General features: G+C 49.9%; 17 protein-coding genes. 3 read left to right on the forward strand and 14 right to left on the reverse strand.

All coding sequences use genetic code 11. The features are described from left to right. Positions 1 to 49: 49 nt before the first annotated feature. From F556_RS0120665 to F556_RS0120675, 3 genes are all read right to left on the reverse strand, one after another. Positions 50 to 1648, reverse strand: coding sequence for an extracellular solute-binding protein (locus F556_RS0120665; RefSeq protein ID WP_020618903.1), 1599 nt, complete (start codon positions 1646 to 1648; stop codon positions 50 to 52). 64 nt (positions 1649 to 1712) lie between these two features. Next, a complete protein-coding gene (locus F556_RS0120670; protein WP_020618904.1) occupies positions 1713 to 2588 on the reverse strand; it encodes a carbohydrate ABC transporter permease in 876 nt (291 codons plus the stop codon). Between the two features lie 12 nt (positions 2589 to 2600). Further along, on the reverse strand, positions 2601 to 3518 hold the full coding sequence (locus tag F556_RS0120675) for an ABC transporter permease (RefSeq protein ID WP_020618905.1): 918 nt from the start codon (positions 3516 to 3518) through the stop codon (positions 2601 to 2603). Between the two features lie 263 nt (positions 3519 to 3781). Between F556_RS0120675 and F556_RS0120680 the strand changes: the two genes are divergently transcribed. Beyond that, complete coding sequence (locus tag F556_RS0120680; RefSeq protein WP_020618906.1) at positions 3782 to 4033, forward strand: hypothetical protein; 252 nt, start codon at positions 3782 to 3784, stop codon at positions 4031 to 4033. Positions 4034 to 4304: 271 nt separating this feature from the next. Here F556_RS0120680 and F556_RS0120690 read toward each other — a convergent pair whose 3' ends face one another. The 4 genes from F556_RS0120690 to F556_RS0120710 form a co-directional block, all read right to left on the reverse strand. Further along, entirely contained in the window at positions 4305 to 4697 is a 393-nt protein-coding gene (locus F556_RS0120690; RefSeq protein WP_020618908.1) for a hypothetical protein, read from the reverse strand. 689 nt (positions 4698 to 5386) lie between these two features. Then, positions 5387 to 5650 carry a YolD-like family protein gene (locus tag F556_RS34695; RefSeq protein WP_245583106.1) on the reverse strand — a complete coding sequence of 88 codons (264 nt, stop codon included), beginning with the start codon at positions 5648 to 5650 and terminating at the stop codon, positions 5387 to 5389. After that, entirely contained in the window at positions 5650 to 5844 is a 195-nt protein-coding gene (locus F556_RS0120705; protein ID WP_020618910.1) for a hypothetical protein, read from the reverse strand. Before F556_RS0120705 ends, F556_RS34695 begins: the two co-directional genes overlap by 1 nt. Positions 5845 to 6016: 172 nt before the next feature. Beyond that, positions 6017 to 6715, reverse strand: coding sequence for a hypothetical protein (locus tag F556_RS0120710; protein WP_020618911.1), 699 nt, complete (start codon positions 6713 to 6715; stop codon positions 6017 to 6019). Positions 6716 to 6840: 125 nt separating this feature from the next. On the opposite strand from F556_RS0120710, the gene F556_RS37965 reads away from it, so the two are divergent. Then, entirely contained in the window at positions 6841 to 7182 is a 342-nt protein-coding gene (locus F556_RS37965; RefSeq protein ID WP_157272870.1) for a hypothetical protein, read from the forward strand. Between the two features lie 117 nt (positions 7183 to 7299). Here F556_RS37965 and F556_RS34700 read toward each other — a convergent pair whose 3' ends face one another. From F556_RS34700 to F556_RS0120735, 5 genes are all read right to left on the reverse strand, one after another. Beyond that, the gene (locus F556_RS34700; protein ID WP_020618912.1) at positions 7300 to 7629 is read right to left on the reverse strand and encodes a recombinase family protein; all 330 of its coding nucleotides are present in this window, start codon (positions 7627 to 7629) and stop codon (positions 7300 to 7302) included. A gap of 299 nt (positions 7630 to 7928) precedes the next feature. Further along, positions 7929 to 10208 carry a helix-turn-helix domain-containing protein gene (locus F556_RS0120720; RefSeq protein WP_020618913.1) on the reverse strand — a complete coding sequence of 760 codons (2280 nt, stop codon included), beginning with the start codon at positions 10206 to 10208 and terminating at the stop codon, positions 7929 to 7931. 178 nt (positions 10209 to 10386) lie between these two features. Further along, positions 10387 to 10617, reverse strand: coding sequence for a hypothetical protein (locus F556_RS0120725; RefSeq protein ID WP_020618914.1), 231 nt, complete (start codon positions 10615 to 10617; stop codon positions 10387 to 10389). A gap of 69 nt (positions 10618 to 10686) precedes the next feature. Continuing rightward, the gene (locus F556_RS0120730) at positions 10687 to 11280 is read right to left on the reverse strand and encodes a hypothetical protein (RefSeq protein ID WP_245583107.1); all 594 of its coding nucleotides are present in this window, start codon (positions 11278 to 11280) and stop codon (positions 10687 to 10689) included. Between the two features lie 175 nt (positions 11281 to 11455). Continuing rightward, complete coding sequence (locus F556_RS0120735; protein ID WP_020618916.1) at positions 11456 to 12061, reverse strand: TetR/AcrR family transcriptional regulator; 606 nt, start codon at positions 12059 to 12061, stop codon at positions 11456 to 11458. Positions 12062 to 12268: 207 nt separating this feature from the next. Here F556_RS0120735 and F556_RS0120745 point away from each other — a divergent pair, with 207 nt between their 5' ends. Further along, positions 12269 to 12793, forward strand: a complete 525-nt coding sequence (locus tag F556_RS0120745) for a hypothetical protein (protein WP_020618917.1) — start codon at positions 12269 to 12271, stop codon at positions 12791 to 12793. Here the strand turns inward: F556_RS0120745 and F556_RS0120750 are convergent. Then, entirely contained in the window at positions 12790 to 13680 is an 891-nt protein-coding gene (locus tag F556_RS0120750) for a M23 family metallopeptidase (protein ID WP_020618918.1), read from the reverse strand. The two genes, F556_RS0120745 and F556_RS0120750, sit on opposite strands and share 4 nt — an antisense overlap. 387 nt (positions 13681 to 14067) lie before the next feature. Further along, on the reverse strand, positions 14068 to 16071 hold the full coding sequence (locus tag F556_RS0120755) for a hypothetical protein (RefSeq protein WP_020618919.1): 2004 nt from the start codon (positions 16069 to 16071) through the stop codon (positions 14068 to 14070). Between the last annotated feature and the right edge of the window lie 16 nt (positions 16072 to 16087).

A 16087-nucleotide genomic window follows, 5' to 3' on the forward strand; every position in this document is an offset into this window, starting at 1 on the left:
GCTGTGCACGCACAGCACGTTGATCCCTAGAAGCATTTAATCAAGTAGACTATTGCAACGAGTCGTACAGCTCCTGAGCCTCTGTCCGCAGCTGTTCGCCACCCATACTGTTCCACTGCTCTACGAAGCTGTCAAAGTAGTCGATCGGCTGATCGCCCCGGATGATGGCGGCGTAGGCTTCGATCTTCAGCTTTTTCAGATCGCCCCAGTATTGACCTGCCGACGGCAGAATGTCTGGCTTACCGAATAGATCCGCGACCGGATTGCCCGCGTATGTTTCATTAATTTCTTTTAACCGCTCACCATAATACTTGTAGAAAAGATCGAAGTTCGGACGGCCGCCAAAGAACGTCTCGCCGCCTTTGATTCCCTCTTCTCTCAGCTTGACGGTATCGTCATACGGCGGCAGCTGCTTCACGCCCATTGTCAGGTCGGTGCCATTGCGATATTCCCAATGGGTGCCTTGTTGGCCGTACGCTAACTCGACGAATACCTCTTCATCGTTGATGACGCTATCAATGATCTCGAGCGCTCGCTGGATCTTCTCTGGCTCATTCTCCATATGGGCACCGAAGTGGATGCCGTTGGCCGCCGTTCCCCATGACCAGCCGCCACTCTCCCCGCGAGGTCCGGTTGGCAGCGGACCGAATTTAATGTCTCCCTCCGGATTGATATTTTTCAGCGCTGAGAGTGCCGAATTTGGATCAGTTTCATCAATAGAGAAGATTGAGGAATTGTCATTGTAAGCAAAAATTCCGTCAAGGAACTTCGGCCCCAGGTCCTGCCCAGTGACAAACTCTGGATCAATGTAGCCTTTTTGATACCAGTCGGCCAGCAGGGTCAGCGCTTCTTTGGCTTCTGGCATTACCGCACCGTTCATCATCTGGCCGTCACGCTCGGTCCATTGAATCGGCATAACCCCGAAGGCGCCGAAGATCTTCTGGAACGTCAGGTAATCCGAATTGCCGTTAGAGCTCATGCCGTATACCCCGATGCCCTTGAGGGCTTCGAATGCGGCTTCCATCTCTTCAATCGTACCTGGAATCTCGGTCACACCAGCTTTCTCCAGCAGGTCGACGCGCCAAGATCCGGGTGTCGTTGTTTTGCCGCCGAAGAGCGTCGGGATGCCGTAATTCTTGCCACGATGCTCGGTGTAGTACCAGCCCTGCGGGGCATTGGCATCCAGCTCTGCCTTTGTCCGAGGCGCGTATTGCTCGATCATCTCCATCGGCACCTCGGCAAGGAGTCCCTGATCGGCATATTTTTTCATCTCATTGGGATCCATGACGATCATGACATCCGGCACATCGCCTGTCGTCATCATGATCTGCTGGCGCTGGGCATAATCCGCACGAGGAATGGAGACAATGTTCAGCTTCACATTGAACTTCTCTTCCACGTACGTCTCGCCAAAGGAATCCGGCAGCATCACATCATTGACCATCCAGGTCAGCTCAATCGTCTCCGGCTGATCGTCACCCGGCTGGTTCTCCCCCGCTTGCCCCGCATTTCCGCCAGGCTGCTCTGTCTGGGCCGGCCCGTTATTCGGCGTATTATTGCCAGAACACCCCGCCACCACCAGCATGATGGCCATTAGCAGCAAAGCAGCTTGCAGTCCCCAGGTTTTCTTACCTTTTCGTTGACCCATCGTATGTCCCCCATTCGCATTGTCAATTCATCTATTGTATAAAGTCTTTCGACCCGATACCGCATTACCCTTTTACGGAGCCCAGCATAATTCCCTTCACGAAGAAGCGCTGGATGAACGGATACACACACAGGATAGGCAGCGTCGCGATCATGACGGTTGCCGCCTTCAGCGTTTCTTTGGAATAGGAGGTGGCGTGCATGAGCTCGGTTTGGGAAGCGAGCGCGTCGCTCTCCTCGATAACCGTGCGGCGGACGAACAGTTGTAGCACCTGCTTGTCGAGATCCTGAATGTAGATCATCGCGTCGAACCAGGCGTTCCAGTGACTGACCCCCGACCAGAGGGCGATCACGGCAAGCACTGGCATCGACAACGGCAGCACGACCGAGGTGAAGGTTCGCAGCTCGCCGGCACCGTCGATTTTGGCCGAATCAATGATTTCCTCCGGGATCGACTGGAAGAAGTTCCGCATGATGATCAGATTGAACGCCGTTACCACACCTGGCAGCAGCAGCGCCCACATGGTGTTGAGTAGACCCAGATTCCGAATGAGCAGATACATCGGGATCAGGCCGCCATTGAACAACATGCTGAACACGAACAATTTCATAAACAGGCCACGATGCGGAAACGATTTCCGCGATAGCGGATAAGCCGTGAGCGAAGTGAACACCAGTACCAGCGTAATGCCGCCCACCGTCCGGATCGTTGTATTGACAAAAGCCTGCAGGATGCCGCTCTGCGTCAGTACCTTGTTGTACGCCTCCAGCGTCGGGTTCATCGGCAGCAGATGGAGACCCGGCATCTTGGCATCCACCGGCGTACTGAGCGACATCGTCAGCGTATACATAAATGGATACAGCGTAAGAAAGGCGAGCGCCAGCAAAAGCACCATATTCACGCCGTCAAAAACCTTCTCACCCCATGTGCGATGATGCATAACCTTTCCCTCCTACCAGATCCCCTGATCTTTGTCGTAGAGCTTGACTAGCCGGTTCGCGACGACGACCAGGAGCAAACCAAATGTGGAGCTGAACAATCCTGCCGCAGCACCCAGCTCGTAGTTCATCGTCAGCAAGCGGCGCAGCACATACGTATCCAGAATGTCGCCGACCTCGGAGGTCGTGGCTGTCATCAGATTGTAGATCTGATCGAAACCAACGGACAGGAAATTGCCGATCGACAGCAGCAGCATAATGGTAATCGTCGGTGCCAGCGCGGGTAGCGTAATGTGCCAGATTCTGCGCCAGCGGCTAGCGCCGTCTGCAACGGCCGCTTCGTACAAGGTCGGATCAATGCCGGCCAGCGCAGCAAAATAGATGATGGAGCCCCAGCCTACGCTCTGCCACACGTCTGTTGCCACGATAATGCCATAGAAGTAAGACGGCTCAATCAGCCAGCTGACTGGCTGGACCCCGAAGTAGCTAAGGATGCGATTGAACCCGCCGTCCCGGCCAAGGAACGTGAACAGAATACCGCCCAGGATGACCCACGAGAAAAAATGCGGCAAATACGTCACCGTCTGTATGGTACGCCGGAACCAGTTGAGCCGAATTTCATTCAGCAGAATCGCCAGGATGATTGGCGCCGGGAAGACAAAAGCGTATTTGAGCAGCGCGATGATGAGCGTATTGCGCAGCGCATTGGTGAAGCCCGCCCCTGCAAACAAGTACTCAAAATGCTTTAGCCCCGCCCACGGGCTGCCCAGGATCCCGTCGATGATCCGAAAATCCTTGAAGGCGATGAGGATGCCGTACATGGGCACATATTGAAATAACAGAAACAATAGAAAACCAGGTAAAAACATAAGCAGCAAATATTTATTCGACGCATAGGAACGAATCGCTGCGCGGAACCGATTATGCTTCACCCTATCCCTCCTAACGCAGTTGGTATCGGCTCAGGTGTATGTGGCCTGCTCTTACTGTAGAGGGGAAGGGCGTTTCACTTCCATTCACACTTTTTGAAACCGTTCACACCAGTGGTGACAAGGGTTTGGAGGCTCGGCAAAAGGGGGGATTTCATTCGGAATGCTTGAGAGGCAGGCTACTTTTGAGGGGGATGAAGAGGATGAGCTGTTTTTGGCAGGTGGTTGGGGGGGTGGTGGATGGATTGCGCTGAACTTAGTGAGATATGGCGGACGGATGGCAAGTGGATCATAAACTGCATCCACATCATGGGCAAGAATACGGTGATATCAGCTTTACCATCCAGATGCTCGGTATGGACGATGCGGTTTTTGTTGGAATCGCTAAAAGTTACGAGAAGAAACCAATCAAACCAACTGACAAGAAGGCATATGAGATGCTTCAACAGTTTGTATATAAATGCAAGGACAATACGGTTAATGTCTTAGGCATCGTTGTAGTTGGTTACCTTGAATAGGGTTTTGTAGCGATTCTTCAAGACTTGGCAGGTAAATATCGAAAGAAGGTAGTGATGTGGACTCACGAGGAACTTATGTTAGTAACTGACTTCGCCATTAGGAGTTATGGTTTAACAACTGCAGAGAACATAAAGGAATTAAAGGCTGATGTCATACGAAGAAAAAAAATCCAGCAAGTTAACTCGCCACAGAGTTCACTCCATAAGGCAAGGATGGTTTTAAGAAACACCATCCTTGTCCACTTCATTTACTGACCCTTCTAGAGGCCACTTACTTGATAAATCGGTACATAGATAGGTCATATTGCGATCTTGTTAAGGATGAAACCAATCTTGTAGCATTGTTACTAAAGGAAATGTCATCCAAATTATTGTTCGAGAGAAACGCCCCTTCAATATCGAGTATTTTCCCTGACTTAATGTATCGGGACAACTGCAATGCAAGATACTGTGCCAGTGAGTTTTTTTCGTTCGTCCCTTGACCTCCCACCTGGTATCTAAGTTCTGAAGCTATCTCTGGGAATCGATCATTGAGTTCAATAGCTATTTGATAAGCAGTAAGAAAAGGAGTACCAAAATGATGGTCAGACTTACTAAGGTATTCCACATTGGAAAGAATGTCCCTGATTTTCGACTCAATACCATGAACTTCCCATACACTCACACAGATCGCCCTCCGTTTAAAATTTGTTGTCTTCCACTGTAAAATTAGTCCAAAAGATTACTTGTTTATCTCATATCACCCGCCGCGGCTAAACGTAGCTGAATTACTTATTTTTGTCCCCTGGGATAAAATCATTTCGACACCACCTAACAAAATTGTAAGAATGGGTAAGGTAGGTTTTGGCAGTATTATTTTTAAGTGTTCCAATTTTCAAGTTCCCTGTTACCTCTTTCTCATACGCTTCATACAGAAGATCTAACTGCTTAATGAAATCTTGTGGCGCTCTCATTGGAAACAACTCCTCTACTTATATATTAATTCCAATATATCTGATTATTCGCATAAGTAATCAGAGCAATGTGATTAGACTGATGTGAGCGAAGACTGTGACTATAATAGTGAATATACAAAAAGCAGGTAGTTAGATACCCATATGAAAATAAGCTGCCTTTAATCACGACAGCTGTAGAACCCCTTAGGAGAGATTAAATTCACCCTCTAATGGGAAGGAGCCTCTTTGAATTAGTTCTTTTTATATGAAGGATAGATTTAAGCACCTCCAATTTATATGTAAGTGTAGTTGACTTTTCTTTATATAGTTCTATAACAGCAGTAAGTCCTCCGATCAGCTTTACCGAACTCAGCATCGTTACACAGACTCAATGTCCCGCATGTCGATCCAGTAGCCATCAATGAGTATACGCTGCCGCTGCACGTGGACGCGGTCGACACAGCCTGTCACTATCTGCTTCTCGTACGGATGGTATACGCGCAGTCCTGTGCTCCAGCGACTCTGCCAGGCACTCCTGCATTTGCTCAAGTTCTTGCTCATCCAGATTAATGCGATCCCGGCGCTGGAGCAGCCGCCGCTGTTCCTTGTGCCTTGTACGATGCTCCGGCAGTATCATGCGGCTCGATTCCCACAGGCCATTACCTTCTAGTTTCTCTACCATTAAGCTCCCTCCTTGATTTGTCCGACAGCAATGATATTGACCAGATTGAGGAAACGCGGCGCCTGCGCCTTATGGCAATAGACATGAGCCCGGCCATTCTTGCCGTTGCGGACATCGACGACCCTCTCGCTAAAGTTACCGCTCTGGTCCATATAGATGATTTCGCCGGTTCTGCCAACGTATTTTCTAAACATGATGCTCCCCCATTCGAACATTTGTTCTTACATATAAAACGAACAAACGTTCTTAAATCAAGAAGAAAAAGAGCCATGCCGGATTACTCCGCTGGCTCTACCTTTAATCGTGCTTAGAGACACTTCAAAGTTGATACTAACTTTTCGTCTATTAGTTATTTATGTTTCGATGTTAAAAACAACCAAGACCAGATGTTTGTAATTGTAGTGAGCGATTCCAAGTATCATTCACTTTAAATCCAACAGGGACACCATACATTTCAGCTCCGATTAAATAATATCCTTGTATAACAAAGTTAGCCGTATCTTTCTCCCAGCATGTATTAGAATACGTTTTAGTACCAGTTGTCTGATTCCATGTTACTGCAATTTGCAGACCAGTTAGGTAGGAGGAAATTGATGATACACCAGTGAAATATGGTCTACTGTTGCCGTTGGTGCGAAATTCATAGTCATAGACAATCGCTATATTTTTCCAAGCAGCAACCCCACCCAGTACTCCGGCAAATGGTGCCCACCAATTCAAAGTGTGTGATGTCTGATACATAGGAGTAATAGTTGAATCAGTCTTCAGCGGTACTTCTAAAACAGATTTCTGAACGGTATCAACCTTCTTTAACTCACTTACTGATTCTGCCACAAAAGATTCATATTCATCAAAATCGTTGAAACTCGGTAGAGGTCCATTCTTTTCGAGCTCTTCCAATTCGCTGTCGCTTAAAACGAAAACTTCTACTTCGTATTTTTGAGCAATTTCTTTCAGTTGGGAATCATCTAAAACGTTAGTCTGTGCAGCTACAGGTTGTAAAGAGACTGAGAGTATAATAGTGGCTAGGACGAAAGAGAGAAAATTCTTTTTTCTGATTTTCAATGGTTTATATCAACCCTTTCTGTTATAATAAACCAATGATATCACAGCAGGAACATATTTACAATGAATATGCATAATTTCCTTCTGCTGTATTTAAATATTTATTATGGGAGTGAGATAAAATTATGAAAAATAACAAATTAGTTAAAATTTCTTTACCAGTAAAAGCGATTATTCTAGCAGTGTGTTTGTTACTACCATTAATCTCAATATATTTTTCCAAGTATGAAGCAATGGATGGCAACCGATATGCCTTAGGGTTACCATTTCGATTTTTGAGTTATTATGGTGAGAACTTACCTGCTCATAAATATGAGTTATTTACATGGGATGTCTTTACTCAACATGTTACGTTTAATGTACCTCTATATTTTCTTAATGCCTTCCTTGTTTTTTTAATTATTCTTGTTGTAATTCTACTTGTAGTACGTACAAAAAACACCAAGCGAACTACTTCCGCTAAGTAACAATCACACACTGTTCATTATTTTGGTCTACTAATGTCCTTGTTCTTAATCTCTCTCACTAACTGCATAAATTGAAGATTTACCACTTTAATATGGCTTACTATTGGGCACCTCAATCTAGGGCAGTCTTCGTTTTTTCAGCTCACGTTTGATCGTGCTTTCACTAATTCGGGTCATGCGAGAAACTTGCTTGATAGTATTCTTATCGAGTAAGTCAATCGCATGATCAATTTGCAACTTTGAAAACTTGCGTGGCCCCCCCTCTCTGAAGCCAATTTTCTGTCTTGCAATATCTTTCCCTTCCTCTGTCCGCTCTACAATCATGTCTCTCTCAAATTCAGCAAATGTGAAAAAGATATTTCTGATTAATCGAGAAGTGGCCGTGTTATCCATACTGCCGATGTTTTGGATATGCACCCTAACACCTCTATTAATAAAATCATTCACAATCTATGCTCCTTGAATCATACTGGGATCGAATCGATCCAGTTGCGTAGGAGGATCGTGGTGGAGTAACTGCCATATGGCAGTTGGATGGGGCGGCGTAGGAGGATGGCGGTGGATTAACTGCCTTTTGGCATGTCGCCCGGCCCCCTGTCCCCCGCCCGACTCCTACACGTAACATTCTGCACCTAACCCAGCTTAAGAGCGTCATTCGAGCTCATTCAAGTAACAGCAAAGAGGGAGACTGGACTTGGCCCGACACTAAGCCGCACCACCCCCACTCTCCCTCCCCCTCTCTCTCCTTACCCCGCCGACTTCTCGCGGTATTCGCCCGGTGTCATGCCGAGCCGTTTCTTGAACACGCGGAACATCTGCTGCACACTCGTATAGCCGATGGCATCGGCGATCTGCTGCATGGTCAGGTCGGTCTCCACCAGCAGCTGCTGCGCATGCTCCAGGCGGATGCGGGTCACATAATCAATGAACGTCTCGCCGAGCTGCTCCTTGAACAGCTTGCTCAGGTACGAGACGCTGATCCCCATCTCCTCTGCGACCGTCTGTAGCGATAGATCCGATACATAGCGCTGGTGAATCAGCTCCACAGTTTGGCGGATCATGGCATCGGTCGTGCGCCGCTTCACGGAATCCATATAGCCCACAATCGTGGATAGCAGACGGGTACGAAACCACTGGTCGATCTGCGGAATCGATTCCATGCGGAAGAAGGATTCATACGGATTCTCGCCGAACACGGCGACGATATCCTCCTCGTACTCCTGCACCAGTCGGATCACAGCAACCAACAGCTGGAGGTAAAAGGTCTTGGCCATGTGCAGCGACGCAAGATCCATCTCCAGCTTCGAGCGGAACTCGCGCAGGCTGCCGGCAGCCGCCTCTGCATCCCGCGTGCGGAGCGCATGCAACAGATCCTGCTCCTCAGCAGCAGGATATTGAACCAGCCGCTCTGCTACCAGCGTCATGTTGGCATATGGCAACACTTCATCGTAGGCATTGGCCAGATTCATATGCAGTGCCTGGATCGCCTCCCGGTAGGAGTAGACCAGGGCATGAGCCGTCGCCACCCCTGTACCGACGCCGATTGTGATCGTCTGCTTCAGGATCTGTTTGACGACCGAACGAAGCCGGTCAGCCAGCTGGGCTGGTAGCCCTTCGGCCTCCTCACCGCTCGGATAGTTGACGATAAGCACCGTATGGCGATCGGTGATGACCGTTTCAATGCGAAAAGGGACTTCTTCCGGCTGCTGCAGCTTGCTCAGCTCCGTCCCGATATTGGACACGGCGAACAAGAACAGCTCCCGTTCTTGGCGGAAGGAGCTAGTCGTGGAATCGTCCATCTGAGCCAGCAGAACGCCGTATCGGTCATAGGGGAAAATCTCGCTGTTCTCCACCTCATGCGCCAGCCGGGAGATATCCAGGGCATTCCCATGGATTAGGGCATGCAGATAATGCGTACGCAACAAGGGCAGATGGATCGTCTGCCTGTGCTGCCCCTCCTTGACCTCTTCAAGCAACCGGTTGACCTGATCGCCGATCTCCGTAATCGCGTCGCCTCCGGTTGTCGCTCCACCCGCAGCCTTTCCAGGGGAGATTCTATCCAGAATGGTACGGATGCTGCGCTGAAAATTACTATGCGTAAAATATCCCGCATACACAGACAACAGACAAAGAACGACGGTGATGAGAATAATCGTCTGCCCGAACCGTTCAACCTGCTGACGGGGGACGCTGGATGGAACGGCGATGGCATAGGTCCAGCCGCTATCCGGAGACTGTACCATGGACAGGAAGTGGCGATCCACCTGGCGGGAAGCAGAGCTGTCAGGAGCGACGAGTGCCATCTCGCGGAGGAACGATTCGTCTCTTCCTCGATCGCTTGACCCACCTGGCATCTGAGCAATCAACTGGCCTTCCGCATTCATCACCAGCAGTTGGCCGTTTGAGTCCAATGGGAACCGGGCCATCGTCCGGCTGAGGAAGTCCGGCAGCAGATTGACCACAATAGCCGCCTTCGGATGATTGGACAGCATCGGCAGCACCCGGATATGAGACAAGGTCTGAACCGAATGATCATTCAGGAATACCATTTGTCGGGGCGTGACCCACATCTGCGATTGGCTGGACTCCACCATTGACTCCACATGCCCGAGCCAGGATAGATCCCGGAATACCCGAGCTTCATGTGTATACGTTACCAAATCATGACTGATTACAACCTGCTGACCCATATGATAGAAGTATATCGAATGAATCGTATCGGTCACATTCTTCATCCGGAGTAAAAGATCACGCACCTCATTGACCTTGGGCACCGTTCCCAGCTTAATCCCATTCGGGACATTCATGACGTCTATAATATTGGATTGCAACGCCAGCTGACTGGTCATCTGCTCAATATTCACCATGTTGGCTTCGACTTGATGCCGGACCTGAGACAGACTTTCCATAGAGGAGCGGTGAATCTCCTCCTGAACGATCCGGGCGCCCATCATATACATTAGGGTACCGAAAAGGATAACGGGAACAATCGATAGCAGCAGTGTATGTGTAATCCATTTCTTCACCCGGCGGTCCCCCTGTATGTGACGGATTCTTTTTCTCCTATCATGCCATATCCGCCATTCCGATACCATTAACATTTTTGGTTGTGGGCATGAGAATCCCTACGTGACGGGCTTTTCGCTCCGCCTTGCTCCGCGAACGCAGTAGGGTCGAACAGAGAGATATTCTCGTTAGTATTTACTAGTTAAAAAAAATGAAATATACCAATAAGAATAGGCTTCCGCCAATCATGATGGTGTAAAAGAAATAGCCAAACCAGCGTATAGGCCAGGGCAGCGTTTTGAAGTCGACGCGCTTGCTGGGCATGCCCATAATCGTCCGATGATGGTCAGTGGCGTCATTGAATGAAGGCACATCTGTGGGCGTGTGGCGAGTCTCTTCTTTTTTCTCATTGACATCGTAATGCTTCATAGGCTCCTCCCTTCAACCAATGGTAGGACACCTTGAGTATAGTGGCAGCTTCCAGGTTTTTCAAGGGCGTTACTGATCCCAATGCGCGGTTTCGATATCGATGAGCCAATGACTCTTGAGCATGAGGGCTCGTTCAATGCCAGCGATTGCAGCGGCAACACCGAGGGTAACATTACTCCAAATAGACAGCTGGATGGGCGATTCAAAGGTACCGATTCGTTCAGTGACCGGGGGAATAATGGTGATGGTTTCAAGGAGCTGAGGCAAGCCCAAGGCAATGGAGATCAGCAGGATGACAACGGCAAGCATACCAATGCTGGCGCTAAGCGTCGGAAATCGGCGATGCACCCACATGCGAAAACCTCGGATGGAACGTTTATCGGGGGATACGGAAAAATGGTCTTCTGTAGCTGTAACATAACGAATACCATTGATGCCGCTAGACCCGTGTGTGATTTCAATGACACCATTGTCTACGGGTAAGGCTGCCGGGAGTTTCGAGAAGGCTACATGCCTGTTCTCACGGTACAAATCGACACAAGGCTCTTCTGCAAAATACTTCGATTTTATCGCGTAGGGTGTGGTTATCCCGCTCTGATGATTCGTAATTCGAATGTGGAACAAAGAATGCGTGAATAGGTTCCATACTCGGTATGGTTTCAACAGATGTCCATCGCCCGGTTTTACTTTTTTCAATTGTTTCCGACGTTTGCGTTGGCGAAAGTATTGAAACATTGGATGGAATACCTCCTTGGTTTAAATTTGAATGAGCATTTTAAATCCTGATCGATCAATCAAATTTAAATCAAAAAAATAGGGCTGCTTTACTCACGTTTGGTTAGTGGTGAATCATTTTTAAAACATTCTTTGTCACCTGTTCCGTGTAATGCTTGAAGCTCAACACACTCTCGTCTAGGGGCAATGACATGGATAGTGACACAGCTCCTCTAATCATCATGGTAACCACTCGCGGATCCAAATCATCTTTAAACGCCTTGGATTCCACTCCTTTTCGAAGGAGCTCCTCTAACAAGACGCTCAGCTCATCCTCAGGTCGCAATTCTTGCCGAAAATAAGGTACATTATCTGGGTTACGGACATTAAATACAATTTCCAATAACGCCGTGGTGTTCCCCCGTTTTGTCGCGCGGTATTCAATCCCGGCTTCTATAAAAGCCATCAATTTTTCCAGAATGGATGATTTCTGTTCCACTCGCTCTATGATAAAATCTTTCTCTAGCTCAACCAGATAGAGCAACGTGTTGTTCATCAAATCTTCCTTGCCCGAGAAATGGTACGAGATAAGCCCCGTACTTGTATTTGCTTTGTTTGCGATTTTGGACAGGCTGGTGCTGAAATATCCGATTTCTGTTAGAACCTCAATTGCAGCATGAATAATCTGTTCCCTGCGGGCATCAGCGATCATATATTGTTTGTTTTTCATCTCTTTATCCCGCCTTTTTCAAAGTAGAGTTGAATGATCGTTTTTATTTTTGATCGATCAATCAGTTTTATGGTAACGCTCATACAGTCTCCTGTCAAGTTAGAGCTGTCTCGTCCTCAGATTGAGACACAATACCTCAAGATGCAACGTATCCCCCCGAGTTGTCGTATATAGTGTTAGCTTACAAAAAAAAGGAGGCTGCACGCGATGGAGTTATATTTCAATGACCGCTTCTTCAGCTCCGGCCAAACGGATATTATGAACGCCGAGGAGGCCCGAATCGGGAGTGTCGATCTGGAGAGCATGATGACGTCAAGTCTCTCGGTGTATGGCGCTGACGATGCGCTGCGGTACTCGGGCAAGTTCCGATTCTTCTCGAACAAATGGGAAGTGTCAGATTCGAACGGTAATATAGTCGGCGTGCTTCGCATACGGTTTTCGTTTTTCACCAAGAAATTTGAGTATGAGACTGACACTCGTGGCGTCTACTCCATTGAGTCACCGGGGTTCTCGCGCGCCTATACTATCCATGACCACAGCGGGGCGACCGTCGCTTCGTTTGACCAGATTAACAACTGGCTGCAAGCCGGTGCATTCTGTCTTCGCAACCAATCGCCCCTGCTCGATGATTACGAGCTCATTGCCGTAGTTCTTGGTGTGCACAACATCCGCAAACGAAGCAATGCAGCAGCTGGTGGCAGCGCTGGCGGGGGAGGTGGGGGCGGCGGCTAATCTACAGTCGGTCCCCCACTTCCCCCGCCAACCGTATCACTCTGCACAGGTCTCAGCCCGCCCTCCCACTGGATGTCCAGCGATTTGGAGCTAAACAGGTCGGCGCCGTTGGACACCTGAAAGTGGAGATGCGCTTCACTGGAGTTGCCCGAGTTGCCGGCCAGGCCAATGATGTCGCCTTGCTTAACTGTGTCCCCTACCTTCACGGTAGCCGAGCCTAATTTCAAATGAGCAAGCGAGCTAAACTCTCCTCCGTGGTCTATGACGACGACGTTACCTGCTGGCTGTTGGTCATTCATTACGCCGACGGGTTCATTATCCGGGATGTCGTTGATGACTGAGACGACAATGCCGTCAGCAGGGGCAAGCAGTGGTTGTCCGAAGGCATAGTAGCTCTCATTTTTCGTTGGATCGCCTGCATAGGAGTACCCGTCCTTCACAATGATAAAATCGTAGGCATGCCGCTGGTCCTCGTATTCCGCATGATAATTAGTTACCACATCATCACCGCCCCAGAATACGAACCATTCCTCCTGAAAAGGCAGCGCATAGATCCTGTTGGTCAACTGAGGTGGGGTTGGATTGACCGGTGGCATGTCTTGTAGATGCAGACCAACAATGATGCCATCCGTATCAAAAGCGACGCGTACGGCCATCTTCCGGTCGGAATCGGTCCACATTCGCATATCCTCACCATTAATGACGAGCTTGTTAATAAGCACTAATTCGACGCCAGCCAGTGACTGGTCAATCACAGTCTTCAAATCGGACAATGAGATGTCTTGTTGAAACTGTTTGCTCAATCTGGTATAGATGGCTTCGGCGTTCCCCTCCATTAGCAGCGTAGAGAAATTCTCAGGTGTAACGGTCACTTTTTTTTGTTCCATACAAATCCCTCCTCCATTATCATGGTCTATCTTACCAGATTTGGTGTTGTCTCAGATATTCCTATTTCCCTTATCACCGCTTCCATTGCACGTCATGCTCTGATGAGACTACACTCGCCGAACCCTACAAGTAGTACAACTTACACCCTACGCTACCGCTGGGCCGACACGCTAACGAAACTGGGTAACGCTATATCGCACAAAAAGGAACTTGCAGCATCCTAACGAAACTACAGCGTCTTATTGGGGCCTCACGTCGCATGTTTTGAAGGTTTTGGAGCAAATAAGGTTATGTAGTTTCGTTAGCTTTCGTAATTTGGTGGGTTTGGGCGAAATAAGGCATAGCAAGGCCCGGAGCTGCTGGAGCAGATCCGGGCCTGTAAATGACTATTCCGCTCGCCACAACTTTAATGTGAGGCGAAGAACCGGGGCGGACGGGCGGATGCTGGCGAGGCGGTATTCCCCATTCCGATTGCCCCAGCGCCCCTCCTCCAGCTCCAGATGACTCTGCGTTAACAGGCTGTAGCGAGAAGCACCCAGCATCACGGTTAGCTGCACCACATCTCCGATCCGCTTGATCGTCATGCCGCTCTCCTCTGCACCGTTGCTGCAGAAGAGCGGCACCCTGTAGCGGATCATCCCTGTCGTCGGCTGCGCACGCATCATCTCGCGAGGCACCGGCACTTCGTCGGTCCCCCATGCTTCCACCTTAGAGCCACCTAGCTCTGAACCCGCGCCGGCCGCCAGTATCTCGCTTACCGTGCCGCCATATGCAGACCCTCCGTCTAACGCCAGCACCTCGCCTGCCGAGTCGCCATGCGCACGCATTCCATCTAACTCCAAACCAGCCTGGATATCCAGTCCATCCAGCGACAGCGTATAGGTCTCCCGCAAGGCAAGGCCTTCCGGCATATCGCCTCCCGAATAGACAACCGTGAATGCTACGCGATCCGCCTCTTCTTCCTGTACCGTGACCCGGTGCTCCAGCCCCGTGCCCATCTCCGCAAGATAGGCGAATGTCCCATCTGCCCATTCCCAGCCTGGACCAATGGCCACGGCTCGCGCAGAGACGCCTTCCGGCAACAAGTATCCGGGATTCCCACTTAGCGGCGAGGACAGTCCCAACTCAGCAGGTATCCCATTGCGGTGGTAGCGTCCCACCCCCGTCGCATCATACCCACCATTAGCGGCGAGATCCAGTTGGATAGACTGTCCGCCAGCTGCAGCGACGAGCTGGTGAAACGCTGGCGAGGTGGCCAGCACATAGCCGCCGACCTCCGCAGGACAGGGTTGCTCGGGAATGCCGTCATCGGCAAACAGATAAGCCATATAGGCAAAGCTGCCGAGCGTCACCATATACTTGTCATAGTAGGCATACGGCTCGGTCCCATAGCCGGAATCAATTCTGTAGCCGTTTTTGACATGACGCGGCGGCGCCATATCCAACACCCAGCAGCGCACCGCCCGAACCGACAGTCTCGCGCTCCGCTTGAACGCGCCCGCCAGCTTGGCCCGGCCCGCACGCTGATGACGGGCTGCCTCATACTCCGCGCACGCAGCGGCTAGCGCTTCATTGAATTGAAACTGGCTGCTGCGTCCGCCGAAGGGGATATGCCCGGCCGCTGACTGCAAGAACAATGTCATCATGCCCCCGGACTCCAGATGACGATCCAACTCTTCCACATATGGCCCCTGATAACCATAAGCCAGCATCAGCTGAATATGGCAGCGGGAGGCCAGATCGTAGAGCAGCGGGCAGCCGGGATCGCGGTACATACCGTTTTCGTCGAATTTGCCAACCTGAATCGGCCAGTGGGCATTCAGATAGGAAGACGCCTCAGTCATGCCCTCTGTCTCTCGCAAATACTCACCGGCCATATTGTACAGGTTAATATTATGCAACCGGCTAGGATCGGAGACGGCATCCCGCGTATGGACATAATTAACCTCGGGATCGATACCGGAGAGTAGAGCCGCCCAATCTTGCTGCTGCGCCACTGTAACGTGGGGCCTCATCGCCTTGTAGGCCAGCAGCAGCTCCTTGGTGGCAAAATCCGCCATCTGGTCCCCAGTCATCCGGGGCAACTGACGACAAGCCGCCTCCATCATGTGCTCCCACAACGGCTGCAGCTCCACCCGCCAGCCAGCACTTATGAGTCCGCCCAGCACACACACGATACGAGAGAAGGCCTGCATATCCTTGGGCTTCCCTTCTCTATCCCTTCCCCAATTCGAGTCCGCGCGTTCCAAGGCGTACCCCGCGAGGGAGGCCTCCATCAATTGAAGGTAGGCCTCTTTACTCTCCCCGGTCGGTACAAAATCCACAGGCACTTCCATCTCGTCCATATAGGTGTATAGCTTGGAAACCGTTTGACTTGCATTCATGTTCATCTTCAAAACTTCCTTC

The sequence above is a fragment of the Paenibacillus daejeonensis DSM 15491 genome (assembly GCF_000378385.1).
GTDB lineage: Bacteria > Bacillota > Bacilli > Paenibacillales > Paenibacillaceae > Paenibacillus_D > Paenibacillus_D daejeonensis.